This window comes from Allostigmatella hybrida, from assembly GCF_020103775.1.
In the GTDB taxonomy this organism is placed as follows: domain Bacteria; phylum Myxococcota; class Myxococcia; order Myxococcales; family Myxococcaceae; genus Hyalangium; species Hyalangium aurantiaca.
On record NZ_JAHXBH010000001.1, the window covers coordinates 1,072,899 to 1,094,823 of the forward strand.

Annotated in this window: 20 protein-coding genes; 13 read left to right on the forward strand and 7 right to left on the reverse strand. The window is 71.0% G+C overall.

Annotation, left to right across the window (positions count from 1 at the left end; translation table 11 throughout):
- Nucleotides 1-19: 19 nt before the first annotated feature.
- The 9 genes from fabI to rsgA all read left to right on the forward strand — a co-directional run bounded on the left by fabI (nt 20) and on the right by rsgA (nt 10,230).
- Nucleotides 20-847, forward strand: a complete 828-nt coding sequence (gene fabI, locus KY661_RS04320; protein ID WP_225408968.1) for an enoyl-ACP reductase FabI — start codon at nt 20-22, stop codon at nt 845-847.
- Nucleotides 848-1,001: 154 nt separating this feature from the next.
- Complete coding sequence (locus tag KY661_RS04325; RefSeq protein ID WP_075007464.1) at nt 1,002-1,385, forward strand: response regulator; 384 nt, start codon at nt 1,002-1,004, stop codon at nt 1,383-1,385.
- Nucleotides 1,382-2,245, forward strand: coding sequence for a response regulator (locus KY661_RS04330; protein WP_225408969.1), 864 nt, complete (start codon nt 1,382-1,384; stop codon nt 2,243-2,245). Before KY661_RS04325 ends, KY661_RS04330 begins: the two co-directional genes overlap by 4 nt.
- Nucleotides 2,242-3,456, forward strand: coding sequence for a CheR family methyltransferase (locus KY661_RS04335; RefSeq protein ID WP_225408970.1), 1,215 nt, complete (start codon nt 2,242-2,244; stop codon nt 3,454-3,456). Before KY661_RS04330 ends, KY661_RS04335 begins: the two co-directional genes overlap by 4 nt.
- The gene (locus tag KY661_RS04340; RefSeq protein ID WP_075007467.1) at nt 3,453-4,001 is read left to right on the forward strand and encodes a chemotaxis protein CheW; all 549 of its coding nucleotides are present in this window, start codon (nt 3,453-3,455) and stop codon (nt 3,999-4,001) included. Before KY661_RS04335 ends, KY661_RS04340 begins: the two co-directional genes overlap by 4 nt.
- A complete protein-coding gene (locus KY661_RS04345; protein WP_225408971.1) occupies nt 3,991-6,240 on the forward strand; it encodes a hybrid sensor histidine kinase/response regulator in 2,250 nt (749 codons plus the stop codon). The genes KY661_RS04340 and KY661_RS04345 overlap by 11 nt, the downstream gene beginning before the upstream one ends.
- Nucleotides 6,237-7,292 carry a chemotaxis protein CheB gene (locus tag KY661_RS04350; RefSeq protein WP_093525565.1) on the forward strand — a complete coding sequence of 352 codons (1,056 nt, stop codon included), beginning with the start codon at nt 6,237-6,239 and terminating at the stop codon, nt 7,290-7,292. Before KY661_RS04345 ends, KY661_RS04350 begins: the two co-directional genes overlap by 4 nt.
- 40 nt (nt 7,293-7,332) lie before the next feature.
- Complete coding sequence (locus tag KY661_RS04355) at nt 7,333-8,934, forward strand: methyl-accepting chemotaxis protein (RefSeq protein WP_225408972.1); 1,602 nt, start codon at nt 7,333-7,335, stop codon at nt 8,932-8,934.
- A gap of 216 nt (nt 8,935-9,150) precedes the next feature.
- Entirely contained in the window at nt 9,151-10,230 is a 1,080-nt protein-coding gene (rsgA, locus tag KY661_RS04360; protein ID WP_225408973.1) for a ribosome small subunit-dependent GTPase A, read from the forward strand.
- Between the two features lie 15 nt (nt 10,231-10,245).
- On the opposite strand, the gene KY661_RS04365 is transcribed toward rsgA, so the two are convergent.
- Nucleotides 10,246-10,773 carry a cupin domain-containing protein gene (locus KY661_RS04365; RefSeq protein ID WP_225408974.1) on the reverse strand — a complete coding sequence of 176 codons (528 nt, stop codon included), beginning with the start codon at nt 10,771-10,773 and terminating at the stop codon, nt 10,246-10,248.
- Nucleotides 10,774-10,853: 80 nt separating this feature from the next.
- On the opposite strand from KY661_RS04365, the gene KY661_RS04370 reads away from it, so the two are divergent.
- Complete coding sequence (locus KY661_RS04370; RefSeq protein ID WP_225408975.1) at nt 10,854-12,140, forward strand: citrate synthase family protein; 1,287 nt, start codon at nt 10,854-10,856, stop codon at nt 12,138-12,140.
- A 46-nt stretch (nt 12,141-12,186) separates the two neighbouring features.
- Here KY661_RS04370 and clpA read toward each other — a convergent pair whose 3' ends face one another.
- The 4 genes from clpA to KY661_RS04390 all read right to left on the reverse strand — a co-directional run bounded on the left by clpA (nt 12,187) and on the right by KY661_RS04390 (nt 16,632).
- Entirely contained in the window at nt 12,187-14,475 is a 2,289-nt protein-coding gene (clpA, locus tag KY661_RS04375; protein WP_225408976.1) for an ATP-dependent Clp protease ATP-binding subunit ClpA, read from the reverse strand.
- A gap of 3 nt (nt 14,476-14,478) precedes the next feature.
- Nucleotides 14,479-14,802, reverse strand: coding sequence for an ATP-dependent Clp protease adaptor ClpS (locus KY661_RS04380; RefSeq protein WP_225408977.1), 324 nt, complete (start codon nt 14,800-14,802; stop codon nt 14,479-14,481).
- Nucleotides 14,803-14,831: 29 nt separating this feature from the next.
- Entirely contained in the window at nt 14,832-15,995 is a 1,164-nt protein-coding gene (locus KY661_RS04385) for a GNAT family N-acetyltransferase (protein WP_225408978.1), read from the reverse strand.
- Between the two features lie 67 nt (nt 15,996-16,062).
- Nucleotides 16,063-16,632: a DUF2378 family protein gene (locus KY661_RS04390; protein ID WP_225408979.1), complete on the reverse strand. Its 570-nt coding sequence runs from the start codon at nt 16,630-16,632 to the stop codon at nt 16,063-16,065.
- 152 nt (nt 16,633-16,784) lie between these two features.
- Here KY661_RS04390 and KY661_RS04395 point away from each other — a divergent pair, with 152 nt between their 5' ends.
- Together KY661_RS04395 and KY661_RS04400 are read left to right on the forward strand one after the other, a co-directional pair.
- Nucleotides 16,785-17,348 carry a NifU family protein gene (locus KY661_RS04395; protein WP_225408980.1) on the forward strand — a complete coding sequence of 188 codons (564 nt, stop codon included), beginning with the start codon at nt 16,785-16,787 and terminating at the stop codon, nt 17,346-17,348.
- 23 nt (nt 17,349-17,371) lie between these two features.
- Entirely contained in the window at nt 17,372-18,202 is an 831-nt protein-coding gene (locus KY661_RS04400; RefSeq protein ID WP_225408981.1) for a class I SAM-dependent methyltransferase, read from the forward strand.
- On the opposite strand, the gene KY661_RS04405 is transcribed toward KY661_RS04400, so the two are convergent.
- Entirely contained in the window at nt 18,180-19,064 is an 885-nt protein-coding gene (locus KY661_RS04405) for a ferredoxin reductase domain-containing protein (RefSeq protein WP_225408982.1), read from the reverse strand. The two genes, KY661_RS04400 and KY661_RS04405, sit on opposite strands and share 23 nt — an antisense overlap.
- An 85-nt stretch (nt 19,065-19,149) precedes the next feature.
- Here KY661_RS04405 and KY661_RS04410 point away from each other — a divergent pair, with 85 nt between their 5' ends.
- On the forward strand, nt 19,150-20,271 hold the full coding sequence (locus KY661_RS04410) for a THUMP domain-containing class I SAM-dependent RNA methyltransferase (protein WP_225408983.1): 1,122 nt from the start codon (nt 19,150-19,152) through the stop codon (nt 20,269-20,271).
- Nucleotides 20,272-20,290: 19 nt separating this feature from the next.
- Here the strand turns inward: KY661_RS04410 and KY661_RS04415 are convergent, their stop codons facing one another.
- Nucleotides 20,291-21,925 (reverse strand): ATP-binding protein, encoded by a 1,635-nt coding sequence (locus KY661_RS04415; protein WP_225408984.1) that lies wholly within the window; start codon nt 21,923-21,925, stop codon nt 20,291-20,293.

Below are 21,925 nucleotides of genomic sequence, written 5' to 3' on the forward strand. Positions count from 1 at the left end.
TCCTTGTGAAAGGCCCCCCATGCTGCTGCAGGGTAAGAAGATCCTCATCACCGGTGTCTTGACCCCCCAGTCGATTGCCTACGGCATCGCCGAGCATGCCCTGGCCCAGGGCGCGGAAATCATTTTGACCGGCTTTGGCCGGGCCCGCTCGCTCACGGAGCGCAGCGCCAAGCGCCTCAAGCCCGGCACCGAAGTCCTCGAGCTGGACGTGAACAAGCCCGAGGATTTCAAGGCGTTGACGGCCTCGCTGAAGGAGAAGTGGGGCCGGGTGGATGGCGCCGTGCATTCGATTGCCTTCGCTCCCGAGGATGCCCTGGGAGGCAACTTCCTCAACACGCCCTGGGAGAGCGTTCAGACCGCGTTTCGCGTCTCCACCTTCTCCCTGAAGGAGCTGGCGGTGGCGGTCGCCCCGCTCATGCCCTCGGGTGGGTCTATCATCACACTGGATTTTGACAACAACGTTGCATGGCCCATCTACGACTGGATGGGGGTGTGCAAAGCGGCGCTCGCGGCCACCGTTCGCTACCTGGCGCGGGACTTGGGCCCCAAGGGCATCCGGGTCAACGCCCTGGCCGCGGGGCCCCTGAATACGATCGCCGCCAAGGGAATTCCGGGGTTCAAGTCCCTGGAGCAGGCCTGGGGCCGGCAGGCGCCGCTGGGCTGGGACTCGCGCAACAGCCACGAGACGGTTGGCCGGACCGCGTGTGCCCTGTTGTCGGATTGGATGCCGTCCACCACCGGAGAGCAGGTGCACGTGGATGGGGGCTACCACTCCATCGGGGCCCCGCCGGTGGACCCGTCGCTGGATGACCCGCCCGAGGCGAAGCCCGCCCCGGCGGACGAGTAGGCCGGGCACGGAAGCACGGGGGGAGTGCCGGGCGTTCTGTCCCTCGCCCGGTCTCATGAAGACCGGGCGTGCTTTCTCCCCCGGAAGCGGACACGCTAGAGTCTCATCTGTTTGCAGCGGGGCCGTAGGCGGCCATCGCGTGAGGAGCCGTGGGGTGAGTGCCAACATCCTGGTGGTGGATGACAGCCCAACCGTCCGCAACATCATCAAGATCTACTTGATGAACCTCCGGCTCAGCATCATCGAGGCGGAGGATGCGACGCGGGCGTTGCAGCTGTTACGGCTCGTGCCGGTGAGTGTCGTGATCGCGGATATCAACATGCCGGGCATGGATGGCATCACCTTCGTGAAGGAGCTGCGCGCCAATCCCATGCCCCAGGTGCGCGGCATCCCCGTGATTCTCCTGACCGCGGAGAAGGGCGGAGACCTGCGGCAGCGGGGCGCCGATGCCGGGGCCAATGCGTTCATTCAGAAGCCGGTGTCCCACCACGATTTGACCGAGACGGTCCGTCAGTACCTGCCCCAAGCCGCCCCGTGAGCCTCCCGTCCCTCCTTCTCGTCGATGACAGCGACGCCATTCTCGCGCTCGAGCGGGCCATCCTGTCAGGCCACTACGCGCTGAACACCGCGAGCAACGGCCGCGAGGCGCTCGAGAAGGTGGGACGGCTCCAGCCGGAGGCCGTGCTGCTGGACCTGTCGATGCCGGAGATGGACGGGGACGAGGTGCTCCAACGGATGAAGGCCTCCGCGGCCACCGCCAGCATCCCCGTCATCATCATCTCCTCGGAGAAGTCGCGCGCGGAGGCGTGCCTGGGGCTGGGGGCGGAGGCGTTCCTGGCCAAGCCCTTCCGCGCCGAGGATCTGCTGTCCGCGGTGGCCAAGGCGCTGGAGAACGCCCGCAAGCGCACGCGCGCCGGGGCGATGCTGGTGCTGCGGATGACGACAGGGGACCAGGAGTTCGCCGTGCCCCTGGACTCGGTGCGCGAGGTGCTGCTGCAGCCGGCCCTGCGGCCCCTGCCCACCGGGCCCGACTACCTGCGCGAGTACGTGGAGCTGCGCGGCTCGGCGGTGTGCGTGCTGGACGTGGCGCGCCGGCTGGAGATGGAGCACCGCGTGCCGGTGCGCGAGCGGATGCTCGTCATCATCCACGTGGACGGCGTGCCGCTGGCCCTGTGCGTGGACCGGGTGCAGGACCCGGAGGAGTTCCCCGCGGGGGACATCGACCGGCGCCTGGGCGGCGTGGAGCATGGGCTCCTCAGGGAGGGGCTCATCGGCATGCTTCGGGTGGGGGGAGGCCGGACGCTTCCCCTCCTGGATCCGCGCGTCTTCGTCGCGCGGGAGCTGTTGAAAGACTTGTCCACGCTGTTGAAGCCCGGTGGTGTGGGACAGGGCGCATGACGGGGCCGGGGGGAATGGATCCACTGCTGTTTGCCCGGGCCCGGCAACTGGTCTCCGAGCGGACAGGTTTCCGGGACGACGCCATTGCCCCGGAGTCCCTGGAGCGCGTCGTGCGCGCGGAGCTGGCGCGCGGGCGCTCCTTGGGGGAGCTGCTCACCGAGCTGCAGAACCCGGAGTCGCCCTTCGCCCAGGTCGTCGTGCGCTCCTCGCTGGTGGGGGAGACGTACTTCTACCGGCACCCGGAGCACTTCCGCTTCGTGGCCCGGGACGGGGTTCCCGGCGTGCTGCGCCGCAACCCGATGCGCCTGCGGGGCTGGAGCGCGGGGTGTGCCACCGGGGAGGAGGCCTATTCGCTGGCGTCCTGCCTGCTGGCGTCCGCGCCGCCGGGCATGCCCGTGGAGGTGCTGGGCACGGACATCAACGAGACGAGCCTGGCCCACGCCCGGCGCGCCACCTATGGCGCCTGGTCCCGGCGGGACTCCGGCCCCCACCTGTTTCCGCTGTACCGCGCCACGGGGGAGCGGGAGGTGGTCATCTTGGAGGGGGTGCGCAGCGTCACCTCCTTCGCGGTCACCAACCTGATGGGGCCGCTGCCGGATCTGTTCGGGCTCTTCGAGTTCATCCTCTGCCGCAACGTGCTCACCTACTTCACGCCCGCGGCGCGCGAGGTGGCCATCGGCCACATCGTCCGGGCGTTGGCCCCCGGGGGCTACCTCTTCTTGGGGACCGTGGAGGTGGACCGCGTTCCGGACGGGCTCGTGCGCGTGGGGCCCCCCGAGCTGCAGGCCTTCCACCGCCCCGAGACGCCCCTGGTCCCTCCCAAGGCGCTCGTGCCCCGGCCCGTTCGCACCGGGCACCCGCGGATGACGCCGCCTCCGGTGGCCTTGCCCCCGCCCGAGCCGCCCCGCTCGCCCTCGCAGTTCCACCTGGAGGCGCTCGAGCGCATCGAGCAGGGCGACGTTCCCCGGGCCACGCTCATGCTGGAGGCCCTGGTGCGGCAGTTCCCGGACTACCTGCCCGGCTTGCTGGAGCTGGCCCTGCTGCGCGAGCGCAACGGGGCCCGCGCGGCCGCCTACCCGCTCATGCGCGCCGTGCACGCCCGCGCGGCGAAGCTGCCCCCGGATCAGCTCGTCGAGGGGCCCGAGTGTCTTCCCGCCCGCTTCTACAAGGCGTCGGCGGACGCCTATCTGAACCAGGGAGCCGCTGAATGAAGGTGATTCCAAGGACCCTGGATGAAGCCCAGGAGGAGGAGCTCCGCCGGCTCCTGGAGCGGCGCGCGGAGCGCCTCCGGGAGCAGGAGCAGGGCGACAGCACCCAGGACGAGGCCGTCTACATGGTGGCCGAGTTCCCCCTGGGCGAGGAGCGCTATGCGCTGCCGCTCGAGGCGCTGCGCGCGGCGCTCCCGCTGCGGATGGTGACCCCCGTGCCGCTCTCGACGCCCCACATCATCGGCGTGCTGCGCTTCCAGGGGCAGGTGCTCGCGGCCCTCAGCCTCGCGTCCCTGCTGGGAGGCCACGGCTGGCGGGAGGATCCCGCGGTCCTGCTGGTGGTGGACCGGGGCGATGGGGAGCTGTGCGCGCTGGACTGCGAGGCCATTCCGCGCCCCACGAGCCTGCCCGTGGCGGCGGTGGAGGCGGCGCGCTCCCGGGCGGAGGGCGCCATCCTGGAGGTCTACACCGACCAGCAGCTCGTTCACCTCATCGATCCGCCCCGCCTCTTCGTGAAGGCCGGAACGGGAGTGCGTCATGGCCGTTGATCCTCTCCTGCAAAGTCTCGTCTCGGGCTTTGCCGCCGAGGCCCAGGAAGTCTGTCAGAAGGTGACGATCGACCTGCTCGAGCTGGAGCGGGACGGGCTGGATGCCGATGCGCTGAACAAGGCCTACGTGCGGCTGGGGCGCCACCTGCACACGCTCAAGGGCAGCGCCGCGAGCCTGGGCCTGCAGGACCTGAGCGAGATCGCCCACAAGCTGGAGGACGCGCTGGCGCCGCTGCGCGAGCATCCGCAGAAGATGCCGCGGGCGGTGGTGGACCTGCTGCTGCACGGCCTGGACATCTTCATGCTGCGCGTCCAGGCCCACGCGGATGGGCGCGGGGACGCGCTGCCGGACTACACCATCGCCCTGGCCCAGCTCGTCGCCGTGGCCCCCCCGCCGGAGCTGGCCACCGCGGTGCCCAGCCCCGCCGCGCCTCCGGTGGCGGTGGTGGCCGCCGCGCCGGGCCCCGTCGCGGCCGCCGTGCCCGCCGCCGCCTTGCCCCCGGCCCTCAAGCCGCCGGCCTCCACGCCCGCGCCGCTGCCCACGGGCGGAGGCGGAGGCACGGGGCCGGCCGAGCTGCCCCGGGACGAGTTTCACTCGGGGGACTCCGAGGGCGCGGGCTGGCGGGTGGGCACGCGCCAGGTGACGGCGCTGATGCGCGAGGTGGAGCGCCTGCGCGAGGTGCGTCTGCGCACCGAGGAGCGCTCGCGCGAGCTGGACCGGGCGGTGGCGCTGCTGGCTCGGCAGGGCCTGCTGGCGGAGACGGCCGAGGCCCGGACGCTGCTCGCGGGCGTGGGACGGGCGCTGCGCTCCGATGGGGAGGAGACGGCTGACGTCGTCGACGCGCTGGAGGAGGGGCTCAAGGCCATCACCACCCGGCCGGTGCGCACCATCCTCGAGCCGCTGCAGCGCATGGTGCGGGACTTGTCCCGCCAGCTGCGCAAGGAGGCGCGGCTGTCCGTGGTGGGGGCCGAGGTGTCGCTGGACCGGCGGCTCCTGGAGAAGCTCAACGGGGCGCTGGTGCACCTGCTGCGCAACGCGGTGGACCACGGCCTGGAGTCCCCCGCCGAGCGTGAGCGCACCGGCAAGCACCACGAGGGGGCGCTCACCCTGCGCATCGAGCAGCAGGGCAACCTGCTCTTCCTGGAGTCCAGCGACGACGGCCGTGGCATCGACGTGGCGCGCGTGCGCCAGGTGGCCGAGAGCCGGGGGCTGGCCACCGCCGAGGAGCTGGTGCGGATGAACGACAACCAGGTGAGGGACCTCATCTTCCGCCCGGGCTTCAGCACCCGCGCGGACGTGACGGACACCTCCGGGCGCGGCGTGGGGCTCGACGCGGTGCGCGCCGCGGTGGAGTCGCTCCAGGGCCGCATCGAGGTGGCCAGCACCCTGGGCCAGGGCACGCGCTTCATGCTCACCCTGCCGGTGGAGCTGGGCAGCTCGCCGGTGCTGGTGGTGCGCGTGTTCGACCAGATGATGGGCCTGCCCATGCTGGCGGTGGAGGCCACGCAGCTCACGCGCATGAGCACCCTGCGCTTGAGCAAGCGGCGCGCCCAGCTCGAATACCAGGGACAGCTCATCCCCGTGGTGGACCTGGGCGCCCGGCTGGGCCTGCGCGCCGCCTCCCCGCCGTCCGAGGGGCAGCCGCTCATGGTCATCCAGAACGGTGGCAAGCGCGTGGCGCTCGCGGTGGACTCGGTGGTGGGTGACAGAGACCTGGTCATCCGGCCGCTGCCCGCGGAGGTGCGGGATGTGCCCGCCTACCAGGGCGCGGCCACGCTGAGCCGCGGCGAGCTGATGCTCATCCTGCGCCCCAACTGGCTGGTGCTGGAGCCCGCCACCCTGTCCGCCGTGGCCCCGCAGAGCCGCCGGGCCCTGGTGGTGGACGACTCGCTCACCGCGCGCGCCCTGCACCGGGCCATGCTGGAGGCCGGTGGGTTCACCGTGCACCTGGCCTCCAGCGGCGCCCGGGCCCTGGAGCGGGTGCTGACGGATGCCTACGATGTCATCATCTGCGACCTGGAGATGGAAGAGATGGATGGCGAGGAGTTCATTCGCCGCATGCGGCAGCGCCCCGAGACGCGCAACCTGCCCATCATTCTCGTCTCCACCCACGAGGCGGCCCGGGACCGGGGCCGCGTGGCGGGAGCGGATGGATTTCTGAGCAAGCGCGACTGTGCCTCGGGCCGGTTGCTGGCCGAGGTTCTCGACGTGATGAGCCGCCGCGGAGGACGCCCATGAAGCGCCCCATTCGAGTGCTGGTGGTGGATGACTCGCCCACCATGGTCAATACGATGGCCACGCTGCTGACCATGGACTCGCGCATCGAAGTGATTGGGCGCGCGGGCGATGGCAACCGGGCCGTGTCGCTGGCCCGGCTGCTGCGGCCGGACGTCATCACCATGGACCTGCTGTTGCCCGGGCTGGACGGGCCCGGGGCCATCGCCGCCATCATGATGGACGCGCCGGCGCGCATCCTCGTGGTGAGTGCCGTGGCGGACCGCGGGGCGGACCTGGCCTTCCAGGCCATCCGGGCCGGGGCGCTGGAGCTCATCGCCAAGCCCAACGTGACGTCGGGCGAGGAGCTGCGGCGCTGGGGCCGGGAGCTCGTCAACTCCGTGTGCCTCATGGCGGAGGTGCCCGTGGTGTCCCGCCGCGCGCGCAAGGATGTGCCGCTGCCGCCCCCGTCCACGGGAGCGCGGGTGGACATCTTCGGGCTGGCGGCCTCCACCGGGGGACCGCCGGCGCTGGCGGAGATTCTCTCGCGCCTGCCCAAGGAGCTGCCCGTGCCGGTGGTGGTCGCCCAGCACATCACCGAGGGCTTCACCCCGGGCATGGTGCGCTGGCTCAGCCAGGTCACCACCCTGGGGGTGGCCATCGCCCACGAGGGCGAGCGGCTGGAGCCGGGCAAGGTCTACTTCGCGCTCGACGGGCATGACCTCACCCTGGAGGGCGGCGTGGCCCGGCTCAGCCGGACGCGCGGGGGGCCGTGCCCCTCGGGGGACCTGCTGCTCTCGTCGCTGGCCCGCGTGTACGGCAGCCGGGCAGGCGGCATGGTGCTCACGGGCATGGGAGAGGATGGCGCGCGTGGGCTGTTGGACATCTACCAGGTGGGTGGGGTGACCTGCGCCCAGGACGAGGCCACCTCCGTGGTCTTCGGCATGCCCAAGGCGGCGTTGGATCTCGGGGCCACCACCCAGGCGCTCGCGCTCTCCGCCATGCCGGACTTCATCCGGCAGTGCTGTACGCGTCCATTCGACCGGCCGCGGGGGGGATTTGGAGAGGCGGTATGAGCCGGTTGCTGCTTAACGTGAACGTGCCCGCGGTGTTTCCGTGAAATTGCCCAATCGGTTCCGTCTCTCGCTTGGCCTGTCCGTCAAGTTCATCCTGGTCACCGGGGCGATCAGCGCCATCGTGGCGGTCATCCTCACCACGGTGGCCACGCGCAGGCTGCACCAGAGCCTCGTGGTGGCGCACGCGAGCGAGGGGGCCGCGCTCGCCCTGGGGCTCACCCGGGCCGCCGAGCAGGAGGCCCGGAGCGCCGGGGAGAGCGTCTCCCTGCAGAACCTGATCGAGTCGTTCCAGGTGCAGCAGGGGGTGAGCTACATCTACGTGTCGGACGCCACGGGCCGCGTCCTCGCGCACACCTTCCGGGGCATGCCCCCCGCGGAGCTGATCGCCAGCACGCGCGTGGAGCCCATCGTGCTGGAGCAGGAGCCCGAGCAGCGGCGCATCCAGGAGGTGGAGCTCGGCACGGGCAAGGCGCGGCTGCACGCGCTCGACATCGCCGTGCCCCTGGTGGACAACCGGGGCGTGGTGCACGTGGGCGTGCAGCGCGACTCCCTGGGGAAGAAGGCCTCGCAGCTGTCCCAGGAGATGCTCCTGCTGGCGCTGGTGCTCGTGGCGGGCAGCGTGGTGGTGGCCGCGGTGTTCGTGCGCACCATCGTGCGGCCCCTGCGGAACCTGACCGATGTGGCCGCCCACATCGTCGAGTCCGGGGACCTGACGCGCTCCATCCAGGTGACGAGCGGGGATGAGGTGGGCCGGCTCGCCAAGAGCTTCTCCCAGGTGGTGGAGAAGCTGCGCGAGGTGACCATCAACCTCCAGCAGGCCGCCGAGGCGCTCAAGCAGTCCACCGACCACCTCAACGCCTCGTCCAACGAGCAGGCGCAGACCGTCTCGCGCCAGGCCGCCGCGCTCCAGGAGACGCAGGTGACGGCGCACGAAATCCGCCAGACGAGCCTCCTGGCCTCGCAGAAGGCCGCCTCGGTGCTGGCGGTGGCCGAGCGCGCCGACGAGCTGGCCCGCTCGGGCGAGGCCGCCATCGAGATGACGATGGCGGGCCTGAACGACATCCGCAACCAGGTGGGCAAGATTGCCCAGAAGATCATCGAGCTGGGCGAGCGCACGCAGCAGATCGGCGGGATTACCCAGACGGTGAAGGACCTGGCGGACCAGTCGAACATGCTGGCGCTCAACGCCGCCATCGAGGCGGTGCGCAGCGGCGAGCACGGCAAGGGCTTCGGCGTGGTGGCCCGCGAAATCCGGGCCCTGGCGGACCAGTCCATCCAGGCCACCAGCCGGGTGCGCGAGCTGCTCGATGACATCAGCACCTCGGTGAGCGACGCGGTGCGCATCACCGAGAGCGGCGCGGAGCGCATGGAGTCAGGGCTGACGCAGGTGCGCACCTCGGGCCAGAACCTGCGCGAGCTGTCCGGCATCGTCCAGGACAACGCCGCGGCCGTGCGGCAGATCGCCGCCGCGGTGAATCAGCAGAACGTGGGCATCAACCAGATCCACCAGGCCGTGAACGAGCTGTCGAAGATGATGGACGACACGGTGGCGCGCATCGGCTCCACGGGCGAGGCGGCCACCACGCTGCAAATCATTTCCGAGCAGCTCAGCAGCGCCGTGAAGAGTTACCGGGTAGAGTAGGCGTGGCTGTCCGGTCCCGTGGGTGTGTCCAGCGAGTGAGTGGAGGAAATCATGATGCCGCCCCTTGTCCTTGCCACGATGGAACGCCTGTCCGCCCAGAGGATGCAGGCCGCGTAGGGGGCCCCGGAAGGCCCGCCGCAGCGCGTGACTGCTCCCCGCTGGGCGCCCTGAATGCTCAGGTGCGCCTCTGGCACCGCTCTGCCCGGAATCCTTCCCATGCTTCTTGAGTCTCTCGGCTGGGGCCCCGAACTCGGCCTCGCACTGTCGCAGCTCACCTCCGCTTCTCCGCTGTCCCTCGTCCCTGGCCGCGTGGTGCGGCAAGCCCGGGGGCTCCTCTCCGTTCAAACCGCCGAGCGGCTCTACCTCGCGCGCACCGCGGGCCGGCTCCTGCACCAGGCCTCGGGCATCGAGGCGCTGCCCACCGTGGGGGATTGGGTCGCGTTGACCTTGCCCGCGGGGCAAGGGGAGGCGCTGCTCCAGGCGGTGCTCCCGCGCCGCAGCGTCCTCGTCCGGCGCGAGGCGGGCAGCGAGCACGAGGGGCAGCTCATCGCCGCCAACTTCGATGTGGTGTTCCTGGTGGCGGGGCTGGATGGGGACTTCAACCCGCGCCGCATCGAGCGGGCGCTCGCCGTGGCCTGGAAGAGCGGGGCCACGCCCGTGGTGCTGCTCAGCAAGGCGGATCTCCACGAGGACGCCAGCGCCCGTGTCGAGGAAGTCCGCGCCCTGGCGCCGGGCGTCTCCGTGCTCCCCCTGAGCGCGCAAACCGGCGCCGGGTTGGAGGAGGTGCGCGCGAGGCTTCCGCCTGGGAAGACGGGCGTCCTGCTCGGCTCCTCGGGCGTGGGCAAGTCCACCCTCGTCAACCGGCTCCTGGAAGAGGAGCGGCTGGCCACCCAGTCCGTCCGGGTGGAGGACAACAAGGGGCGGCACACCACCACCCACCGGGAGCTCTTCCTGCTGCCCCACGGGGGCCTGCTCATCGACGGGCCCGGTGTCCGCGAGCTCGGGCTGTGGGGCGAAGAGGAGGGCGTGCAGCAGGCCTTCGATGATGTCCTGGCCCTGGCGGCGGGGTGCCGTTTCTCCGACTGCCGCCACCAGCGGGAGCCCGGCTGCGCGGTGCGCGCCGAGGTGGAGGCGGGCCGGCTCTCCCAGGAGCGGCTCGATAACTTCGAGAAGCTCCAGCGGGAGCAGGCCCACCGGGAGCGCCAGGTGAGCGGCACCGCGCAGCGCGAGCACAAGCGCGCCCAGCGGAACCTCACCCAGGACGCGCACCAACGCTCGCGCACCAAGAAGCGGTAGGCGCCTCCGGCAGGCTCACCCGCCGGTGCCAGGCTCCGGCTCGCCCGTGTTCTCGCCGTCCCAGTAGTCCACCTCGGCGGCCAGGGGGAGGTAGGCGTGCAGGAAGCGCGCGGCCTTGTCTCCCCCTGGCGCCGCGCCGCCGAACACGCCCACCTTCTTCGAGTCCGGGTACATGACGATGTCCGGGGCCTGCATGGTGGAGAAGGCCAGATAGCGCAGGGGCTCGGGCCCCTCATTGAAGAGCTGGTGCGCGGTGCCGGGGCCCGCCGGGAGCGCGACGTAGTCCCCGGCCTTCAGCGGCAGCGTTTCCTCCCCCAGACGCAGGGAGCCCTGGCCGGCGAGCACGTAGATCGCCTCCTCGTTGGCGAGGTGGTAGTGGCGCGGCCAGGACTGCTTGCCCGGGAGCAGCTCGATGAGGCTGCACCCGAGCTGCTGGCCCTTCGCGGCGGCGCCGAGCTGCTTGCGGCGGAGCGCGACGCGGCGGCCGTGGGTGATGTCCGTCCAGGGCAGTTCCGATTCGTGGATGAGGTGAGGGGAGGGCATGAGGGCTCCAGGGGGCTCGCCCCGTCTCGACACCCCGGCGGATCGCGCCGACACTTCCTGTCGAGGAGGCTTCGGTCATCATGGTGAAGCGCAGAGGGGGGCGTTCTCAATCTCGATTCGACCATCGACATGAGGAGCTGGTGTCCGCAGCGGAGGCGGCGGCGTTGCTGGGCATCAAGCGGACGACGCTCTACACGTACGTGAGCCGGGGGCTTGTGCGGTGCGTTCCGGAGAAGGGGACGAAGCAGAACCGCTATGTGCGCATGGACCTGGAGCGGCTGAAGGTCCGGCACGATGCGCGGGCGGGGCATGCGGCGGTGGCCTCGGGCGCGCTGCGCTGGGGCGAGCCCGTGATTGACTCCTCCGTGACGCGCATCGATGCGCGGGGCGTGGCCTACCGGGGCCATCCGGCGGTGGAGCTGGTGGCGCGCGGCGCCTCCTTCGAAGCGGTGGCGGAGCTGCTGTGGACGGGGCAACTGCCAGCGGCTCCCGTGCGGTGGCCCGCGCCGCCGTTGCCCTTTCCCGCCTCGGCGCTGAAGGGCCTGCTCCCCGCTGAGGCACCTCCCGTGGTGGCGCTCTCCGCGGTGGTGCCCCTGTTGGGGGCCGCAGACCCAATGCGTTTCGTCGCGCCCCCCGAACAGGAACGGCTTCGCGCCCGGCGTTTGCTCCGGCTGCTGGGCGCATGGGTGGGCGTGGCCCAAGGACCCAGCCGTGTGGCCGAGGCGCTGGCGCAGGACTCCCTGGCGGCGGGGCTGGTGCAGGCCTGGGGGGTGAAGGCCCGGGGCGCGGCCGGGCTGCTCGACCGGGCCCTGGTGCTCTGCGCGGACCACGAGCTGAACGTCTCGACCTTCGCGGCGCGGGTGGCGGCCTCCTCCGGGGCGGACCTGTACGCGTGCGTGAGCGCGGCGCTGGCGGCGTTGTCCGGGCCCCGGCACGGGGGCGCGTGTGACCGCATCGAGGCGCTGATGCAGGAAGTGGGGCGTCCCGGGCGCGCGGCCACGGTTGTCCACGAGCGGCTGCGGCGGGGCGAGTCCATCCCCGGCTTCGGGCACCGGCTCTATCCCGAGGGAGACCCGCGTACACCCCCATTGCTGGAGGCGGCCTGGGCGGTGCGCCCGGAGCGGGCGGCGGTCCGGGTGGTGCGCGCGGTGGCGGAGGCCATGCGGGACGAAGGGCACCCGTCGCCCACCATGGACTTCGGACTGGTGGCGCTGGCGGCGGCCCTGGGCTTGCCCCGGGGGGCGGCCACGGCGCTGTTCGCGGTGGGGCGCGCCGCGGGCTGGGTGGCCCACGTGCTGGAGCAGCGCGAGCAGGGCCACGTGCTGCGGCCCCGGGCCCGCTACGTGGAGGCCAAAAAAGAGAGGTGAAGGGGCATGACACCCCTTCACCCCGGATGAGAACCGCCGGAAGCGGCTAGGCCTTGGCCGAGGGAAGCGGTACGGGCTTGAGTTTGAGCTCCTCGCCCTCGACGTCGAAGACGGCGGTGCCGCCGTGCTTCAGCTCGCCGAAGAGGATGGACTCCGCCAGCGGCTTCTTCAGCCGGTTGTCCACGAGCCGCGCCATGGGGCGCGCGCCGAAGGCGGGATCGTACCCGTGCTCGGCGAGCCAGGCCCGGGCCGCGGTGGTCAGCTCCAGCTTCACGTTCTTCTCCACCAGCATCTTCTGGAGGAGGCCCACTTCCTTGTCGACCACCTTGAGGATGATCTCGGAGGAGAGCCCACCGAACAGCAGCCACCCGTCCAGCCTGTTGCGGAACTCCGGCGTGAAGGTGCGCTCGATGGCCTTCTTCGCGCGCTTCGGATCCGACGGGGCCTGCGTGTCCCCGAAGCCGATGGCCTGCACGTTCATCTCGCGCGCGCCCGCGTTGGTGGTGAGGATGAGGATGATGTTGCGGAAGTCCGCCTTGCGGCCGTTGTTGTCCGTCAACGTCGCGTGGTCCATCACCTGGAGCAGGATGTTGAAGAGGTCCGGGTGGGCCTTCTCGATTTCATCCAGCACCAGCACCGCGTAGGGGTGCTTGCGCACGGCGTCCGTGAGCAGGCCGCCCTGGTCGAAGCCCACGTAACCCGGGGGCGCGCCGATGAGCCGGCTCACGGTGTGCTTCTCCGAGTACTCGCTCATGTCGAAGCGCAGGAACTCCACGCCGAGCACGGCGGCCAGCTGCTTGGCCAGCTCCGTCTTGCCCACGCCCGTGGGGCCAGAGAACAGGAAGCTGCCGATGGGCTTCTCGGGCGAGCGCAGGCCGCTGCGCGCCAGCTTGATGGTGCTGGTGAGGTTCTGGATGGCCTCGTCCTGGCCGAAGATGACCGCCCGCAGCTCCTTCTCCAGGTTCTGGAGCTGCACGCCCTCCTGCGCCGAGACGCTCTTGGCGGGGATGCGCGCCATCTTGGCCACCACGGCCTCCACGTCCGCCATGGTCACCTTGCCGGTGCGCTGGCCCTCGGGCTTGAGCCGCTCGGCGGCGCCCGACTCGTCGATGACGTCGATGGCCTTGTCCGGCAGGAACCGGTCATTGATGTGCTTGGCGGACAGCTCCGCGGCGGCGCGCAGCGCATCCGTGTCGTACTTCACCCCGTGGTGCTGCTCGTAGCGGCTCTTGAGCCCCTCCAGGATGAGCACCGTGTCCTCCACCGAGGGCTCGGGCACTTCGATCTTCTGGAAGCGCCGGGACAGGGCCCGGTCCCGCTCGAACGAAGCCTTGAACTCCTGGTAGGTGGTGGAGCCGATGCAGCGCAGGCGCCCGTTGGCCAGCGCCGGCTTGAGCAGGTTGGAGGCATCCATGGAGCCCCCGCTGGTGGCGCCCGCCCCGACGATGGTGTGAATCTCGTCGATGAAGAGGATGGCGTTGGGGTGCTCCTGCAGCTCCTTGAGCACGCCCTTGAGGCGCTCCTCGAACTGGCCGCGGAACTTGGTGCCCGCGAGCAGCGCGCCCATGTCCAGCGAGTAGACCTCCGCGCCCTTCAGAACCTCGGGGACCTTGTCCTCGTGGATGCGCAGCGCCAGGCCCTCGGCGATGGCCGTCTTGCCCACGCCCGTCTCGCCCACGTAGAGCGGGTTGTTCTTGCGCCGGCGGCACAGCACCTGGATGGTGCGCTCCAGCTCCTTCTCGCGGCCGATGAGCGGATCGATGCGCCCCGCCTTGGCCTCGGCGTTCAGCAGCGTGGTGTAGGCCGCCAGCGGGCTCTTGCGCGGCGCCTCTCCCTCCTCGTCCTCCCCGGCCGGCACGCCGCGGGCCTCTCCGCCCTTGCTGTCCGCGCCTTCCTTGGTGATGCCGTGGGAGATGAAGTTGAGCAGGTCCAGGCGCGTCACGCCCTCCTGCTGGAGGAAGTAGAGCGCCTGGCTCTCGTCCTCGCGGAACAGCGCCACGAGCACGTCTCCGCCATCGATGACCTTCTGCTCGGCCGACAGCGCGTGCATGGCGGCGCGGTGGAGCACCCGCTCCACGCCGATGGTCTGCTGGGGCTCGCCGTCCGCGTCCTCAGGCAGGCGCTCGACCGTCTCCTCCAGGAAGGCCTCCAGCCGCTCCTCCAGGCGCTTGACGTTCGCCCCACATCCTTTGAGGACCTCACGCGTGCGGGCATCCTTCGTCAGTGCCAGCAGCAGGTGCTCGAGCGTGAGGTATTCGTGCTGCATCCGGCGCGCCTCCTCCAGCGCTTTCCGGAAGCTCGTCTGCAACTCCTTGGCAATCTGGGGTCCAGCCACGGTTCAACCTTCCTCTGGTTCCATCGAGAGTCGCAGCGGGTACCCATTGTCCCGGGCTGCATCCTCTACGGTCTTTACCTTCGTCTCGGCGACCTCATAGGTATAAACGCCCGCCACGCCGATGCCGTTGTAATGAACATGCAGCATGATCTGCACGGCTTCGCCCTCGGACTTGTGGAAGATTTCCTTGAGGACCGCGACCACGAACTCCCGCGTCGTGTAGTTGTCGTTGTGCAGAAGCACCTTGTAGAGGGTGGGCTTCTTGAGCTTCTTCTCGGGGCGGGTCTCGGTGACGACGTTCTCGTCGTTTTCGAACTTCTGGGCCATGGCTCTTCCTTAGGACGTGAGGGGGGACCTCACACCCCTTCCTTCTTGAAACCAGTCGCCGCGTGCCACCGGGACAGTCCCGTCCGCACGGCTGCCTGCTCCTGGGACAGGAAGGCACGTACGGCCCGGTCCAGTCTAGGGTGAAGGAGCAGGTGCGCGCTGTAGGTGAGATGGGGCTCGAATCCGCGCGTCAACTTGTGCTCCCCCCCGGCGCCCGGCTCGAAGCGCCGCAGTCCCTGGGCGATGGCCTCCTGGATGGGGTGGTACAGGCAGACATTGAAGTGCAGAAACGGATGCTCCTCGATGCACCCCCAGTACCGTCCATACAGGACGCCCGGGCCGACGAGGTTGAACGCGCCGGCGATGCGCTGGCCTTCCCGCCGGGCCTCCACGAACTCGCAGCGGTGGCGGAAGGTAGCAAGCAGGCGAGCGAAGAACTCCGGGGTGAGGAGGCGGCGGCCCCACGGGTACTTGTCCACCGTGGAGCAGTAGAAGCGGAAGATCTCCTCGCTGCCCAGCGCCGAGAGCTCCTCGCCGCGCAGCGTGCGCAGGGTGATGCCCTGCTCGGCGGGGGCGCGCAGCTCGCGCCGCAGCTGGTGGCGCCGCTTGGCGTGGAAGCGGCCGAGGAAGTCCTCCATCGAGTGGTAGCCGGGGTTGTGCCACTGGTACTGCACCCCCAGGCGCACCGCGAAGCTGGAATCCTCCAGCACGCCCAGCTCCTCCTGGGAGGGGAAGAGGACGTGGATGCCGGAGATGCCCTCGGAGCGCGAGTAGGCCAGGGCCCCCGCGTACAGCTCCGCCTCGCGCAGGGCCCGGTCCTCGCCGGGGGCCACGAGGATGCGCCGCCCGGTGACGGGGGTGAAGGGCACGGTGAGCACGAGCTTCGGGTAGTAGCGCAGGCCCACCCGGCCGGCCGCGTCGGCCCAGGTGCCGTCGAAGACGAACTCGCCCTCGCTGTCGTCGCGCAGGTACGCGGGCGCGGCGGCCACCAGGCGAGAGCCCTGCCACAGCGTCAGGTGGCGCGGGTGCCAGCCCCGCTCGGGCGCCACGCTGCCGCTCTCCTCCAGCGCCACCAGGAAGGCCCACTCCATGAAGGGCACGGCCGCGTCATCCAGCAGCGCGTCCCAGTCCTGCTGGGCAACCTCGGTGAGGGCGCGGTGGACGCGCAGGGTGGCGGGCGTCGGACGGGACATCGGGGCGGCCAGGGCCGGGCGAGCGTATAACGTCCGGGACCAGGGCTTTCCAGAGGCTCGCGCGGGGCTACCAGCGCAAGAAGAGCCGGTAGCCCTCCGGGGTGCGCTCTTCCACGGTGACGGTGGGCCGCACGTGGGTGCGCTCCATGCCCGCCTCGATGGCGCCGGCCAGGAACTCGGGCCGGTTGTAGATGTCCTTGAAGGCGATGCGCCGGGCCTTCTCGCCCGCGGAGGTAATCTGGGGCGCCATGTCCGCGCGGCCCATCATCGCGCAGTAGCGCGGAATGCGGTCCACCACGTGCGCCGGGCCAATCATGGGCATGGCCACGCCCACCACCTTGCCCAGCAGGGTCTCCAGGAAGCCCTCCATCATCTTCCGGCCGAGCAGCCGGTGGGCCTCCTCGTCGGTCAGGTGGCTGAACAGCTCCTGCCGGGCCGCGTTCACGCAGCGCTGGTAGGTGAGCACCGAGTAGTGCACCTCGGGCTTCTTGAGGTCATACCCCAGGGAGAGCAGCCGCTCGGCCAGGCGCCCCTCGGCCTTGAGCCCCCGGACGAAGAGCCCCTCCATGACGCTCACCGGCACCCGCGGCGGCGAGGCGGGCTCGGACAGCGGGCGGATGGGTGGCTTCGGCTCCATTGGTGGGGGTCCCCAGAGGTACCCTCTTACACCGTCCCGGGCCGCCTCTCTACATCTTGGCCCTTGGGAAGGCGTGGGGGCAGATTGCCTCCAAGCCCGCCGGGTTGCTATGGGGCGGGGGCCGCCTTAGAGAAGAGGCATAGGAGATTTGAATGTCAGTCAACATCCAGTTGGAGTGGACCCCGAACCCCAGCACCCTGAAGTACGTGGTGGATCGGCGCCTGCTGACCAGCGGGGCGGTGAACTTCACCCGCCGCGAGGACGCTGAGCAGAAGTCCCCCCTGGCCCTCAAGCTGATGGACATCCAGGGCGTCACCGCGGTGATGCTGGGCCTCAACTTCGTCACGGTGACCAAGGGCGCGGAGGGCGAGTGGGACGAGCTGAATGACGCGGTGATGTCCACGCTGGATGCGCACTTGGGCAGCGATGAGCCCGTGGTGGACGAGGCGGCCGTGGCGGCCGCGCGCGCCAACCCTGCGGATTCTGGCTCCTCGGTGGAGCAGCGCATCCGGGACATCCTCGATGCGGAGATCCGCCCCGCGGTGGCGCAGGACGGTGGCGACATCACCCTGGACCGCTTCGAGGGCGGCATCGTCTACCTGCACATGCAGGGCTCGTGCAGCGGCTGCCCCTCGTCCACGGCGACCCTGAAGATGGGCATCGAGGGGCGCCTCCGGGAGGCGATTCCCGAGGTGACCGAGGTGGTGGCAGTCTGAGGCGCAACGTCAAGGCGGCCCAGGTGCGGCGCGAGCTGCTGCCGGCCCAGTCCCCGGCGCTCCTGCGGGAGCTGCACCTGCTCACGCGCGAGGGCAACCTCAACGCGGACTCGCTGCGCAAGCTCAAGCAGGTCAACCACCTGGTGGGCCTGCTGCGGCCCGCCGTGGAGGACGTGCTCGCGCGCCACCCGTCCACCGTCATCGTGGACGCGGGCAGCGGCAATGCCTACCTGGGCTTCATCCTCTATGAGCTGTTCCTCAAGGACGCCGCCGAGGGCCGCCTGCTCTCCATCGAGGGCCGGGCGGAGCTGACGGCGCGCGCGCAGGAGCGCGCCCAGCGCCTGGGCTTCACGCGCATGGAGTTCCAGACGGCGCACCTGGAGGGGGCCACCTGGCCCGAGCGCATCCACCTGCTCACCGCGTTGCACGCCTGTGACACGGCGACGGATGACGCGCTGCTGGCCGCCATCCAGCACAACGCGGACCACGTGGCGGTGGTGCCGTGCTGCCAGGCGGAGGTGGCCGCGCAGCTCAAGGGGCAGCGGCAGGAGGTGGAGGCCTCGCTGGGGATGCTCTTCCAGCACCCCTGGCACCGGCGCGAGTTCGGCTCGCACCTCACCAACGTCATCCGCGCGCTGACGCTGGAGGCGTTCGGCTACCAGGTGACGGTGACGGAGCTGACGGGCTGGGAGCACTCGCTGAAGAACGAGCTCATCCTGGGCCGCCGCGTGCACCGGGAGAACCGCCCGGCGCGGGCGAAGCTGGAGGCGCTCCTGGGCTCCTTCGGGGTGCAGCCCAAGCTGACCCAGGCCCTGGGCGTGGGGCCCGCGGCTACCCGTACGCCTCCCGCTTGATGCGCTTGTCGTGAATGCCCAGGGTGTGGAGGTGGCCCACCACCGTCTCCAGGAAGCGGGGCGTGGCGGGGGTGCGCGTCTCCAGCGCCTTGCGCCGGTCCCACGGGGTGATGGCGGGCCCGCAAATGTAGACCAGGCACGTCTCCCGGTCCGGGATGAGCTCCTCCAAGAGGGCCTGGTCCACCCGGCCCTTGCGCACGTGGGGGCCCAGGTGGGCCGTGTCCGTCTCCCGGGTGAGGGTGTGCACCACGCGCAGCCGGTCCGGGTGCGCGGCCTCCAGCGCCTCCAGGGCCTCGCGGTAGAGCATGTCCGCGGCCGTCTTGTTGGAGAGCACGAAGGTGTGGCGCAGCTTCAGGCCCCGGTGCAGCGCGTCCTTGATGATGGAGAAGTTGGGCACCGCGCCGGAGCCGGCCACCACGTGGACGATGTGGTCCGTGCGTGACTCCACGTCGTCGGGCAGGACGTAGGGGCCCATGAAGCCGGAGACCTTGATGCGGGCGCCGGTGAGCCGGCCGTGGATGAGCAGCGGCGCGAGCAGCGCCGGGTAGCGGGTGAGCCCGGGCAGGTAGGGCTCGTCCTTCACGGTGATGGCCACGAGCGGCTCGTGGGGCGCGGAGCTGAGCGAGTAGGAGCGGAAGATTTCCCGGCGGCCCTTCTGCTCCTGGAGGAAGGCGGCCAGCGGGGCCAGCTCACGGAACTGGTGCGGGTCGATGTTGAGAAACTGGCCGGCCTTGTAGTCCAGCGGGGCCCCTCCAAAGTCCAGGTAGAGCGTGGCGGTGTCCGGCGTCTCCATCTGCACGCGGGTCACGGTGGGCTCGTACTCCAGGGGCTTCTTCCGGACGGGGGCTTCGGGGGTGCTCATGCGCCTCTCCCTTAACGCAACCGGAGGGCGGGTGCCGATAAGGATTGCAGTGGGGCCCCCGGCGCGGACAATGGGCCTCCGCCGCATGCCCCCTCCACCGACCGAACAGCTCTTCGCCGTGGCCTCCCCTGGGCTGGAGCCCGCCCTGGAGGCGGAGGCGGAGGCGTTGGGGATGAGGCCCCGCCGGGAGGAGGGCGGGGTGGTGCTGGAGGGCCCTGCCGGGCTGCACCAGGAGGCCAATGTGCGCCTTCGCACCGCCAGCCGGGTGCTGCTGCGCCTGGGCGGTTTCCGGGCGCCGGACGTGGGCGCCCTCACCCGGGGGCTGGCGGCACTGGACCTGGGCCGCGTGTGGAATGGCACGGGCACGCCGCGGCTGCTCGTGGCCGCGCACCGCTCCCGGGTGCCCGCCGGGGCGGTGCTGGGCGCGGCAGCCCGGGCCTGGGGCGTGCCGGGCCTGGCCCGCGGGGGGGACCTGGAGGAGGACGACACCGAGGGGCTCACCCTGCTGGCGAGGCTGGAGGGCGACACCTGCACGGTGAGCGTGGACACCAGCGGAGGGCTCCTGTACCGCCGGGGCTACCGCCAGGAGGTGGGGCGGGCCCCGCTGCGGGAGACGCTCGCGGCGGGGCTGCTGGTGCTCGCGGGCTATGACGGCGGGGAGCCTCTGGTGGACCCCATGTGCGGCTCGGGCACCTTCCTCATCGAGGGGGCGTGGATGTCCATGCGCCGGGCCCCGGGCCTGGAGCGGCGCTTCGCCTTCGAGCGCTTCCCGGGCTTCGCGCCGGCGGCCTGGGAGGCCCTCCGGGCCCGGGTGCAGGCCGAGGCGCTGTCCACGCCCCGCGCGGCCCTGTCCGGGTTCGACCTCAACGCCGGGGCGCTGGGAACGGCCCGGCGCAACGCGCGGCGGGCGGGGGTGACGCTCGCCCTGGATCGCCGGGACGTGAAGACGCTCGAGGCGCCGGGAAAAACCCCAGGCCTGGTGGTGGCCAACCCGCCGTATGGCAAGCGCGTGGGGGAGGGCGGAGAGCTGCCGGACCTCTACCGGGCGCTGGGCGCCACGCTGAAGCGGGCCTTCGGAGGCTGGCGGGTGGCGCTGCTCGTCCCGGACGAGGCGGTGTTGATCCGCGCCCTGGGGCTCACCGGGGCCCGGAGCCTTCCGGTCCGCAATGGCGGGCTGCCCTGCCGCTGCCTGCTGAGCCCGCTCTGAGCGGACCGCCGGCCCCGGCTCAGCCGCGCCCGATGTCCTGGAGGAGCAGCTCGAAGCGCGCCCCGCCGCCGGATCGCTCGGAGGCCTGGATGTCCCCCCCGTGGGCCAGCACCACCCGGCGCACCACGGCGAGCCCCAGGCCCGCGCCATTGTTGCGGCTGGTGAAGAAGGGCTCGAAGAAGCGCTGGGTGTCCGTGTGGCTGAGGCTCGCGCCCTGGTCCTCGACGGCGATGGAGAGGCCCTTGGCGGCCCGGGCCAGCACCATGCGCACCGTGCCCCCCTCGGGCGAGGAGCGCAGCGCGTAGCGGACGAGGTTGGAGAGCGCCAGCTGCATCAGCGTCTCATCGGCCTGGAGCGGGGGCAGGTCCGGCTCCTCGTCGATGACGACCCGGGCCTGCGTGGCCTCCGCCACGGGCTGCAGGAGCGTCACCGTGTGCCGCGCCAGGTCTCCCAGGTGCACCATGCGGGGCCGCAGCTCGAAGGGGCGCACCACGTCCAGCAGGTCCCGGACGATGTCCTCCAGCCGGATGGCCTCCTCCTCCAGCATGGACACCGCGCTGTGGCCGACGGCGCTCAACTGCTCCTCGCGCTTGAGCAGGGCCGTGGCGTTGAGGATGGCACCCAGGGGATTGCGGACCTCGTGGGCCACCACGCCGGCGGCCTCGCCCAGCACGGTGATGCGCTCGTGCGCCACCAGCTCGTTCTGGAGCCGGGTCAGCTCCGCCAGCCGCTCCTGGGCCCGCTGGTGGTGGCGCACGTTCTCCAGTGCCCCGCCCATCATCTGCGCGAACAGCTCCAGCGTCGCCGTGCTCATGATGGTGAGCGAGCGGCCCTTCACCGACAGCACGCCGTAGGGTTGGCCCTCGACGAAGATGGGCACATCCAGCGACTTGAGCCCCGGGTGCTTGTGCTCGTGAAACTCCGCCAGCTCCGAGGGGAAGAGCCGGCGCAGGATCGCGTTCCATTCCGGATGGAAGGTGGCCTTGCGCTGCTGGAACAGGGCGTTCAGGTGAGGCATCCGGGCCCGCGGATAGCTGTAGTCCGCGAGCGGCTGTCCCACCAGGCGCTCCAGCAGCGCGATGGCCTCGGGATCATGCCGCACGGGGCCATAGACGAACAGGTCCTGCCGGGCATGCAGGATGGAGGCGAAGAAGCCCTGGGCGGAGATGGCATCCAGGGCCCGGTCCAGCACCCCTGTCTCGTCCTGGCAGACCATCATCTCGCTGGCGGCGATGACCAGCGCGCCGATGAGCTGCTGGGCGGTGTCCTCGCCCTGCGCATCGACCAGCACCACGGTCTGCTCGCCGGGGCCGGGGCCACTGTGGATCCGCAGGTGGAACGTCCGCTCCTTGCCGCCCACGCCCCGCACGTGCAGCCACAGGTCCGTGGGGGCCGATTGCAGGTGCCGCGCCTGGGCCTGGGCCTGATACCGCGGTTCGATCCAGGGCTGATCCTTGGGAACGAAGCGCGAGAGCAGCTCCGACATGGACAGCTGGGACAGGGCCTCCTGGGAGAGGCCGAGCAGGGCGGTCAGCGCGGCGTTGGCATAGGCCACCCGGTCCGCTCTCAGAATGGCCACGGGGATGGGCAAGCCCTCGAGCGGCAGGTACTCGGAGGCGGCGCGAATCCCGGTGGAGGGCGGCGGAGCGGTCAA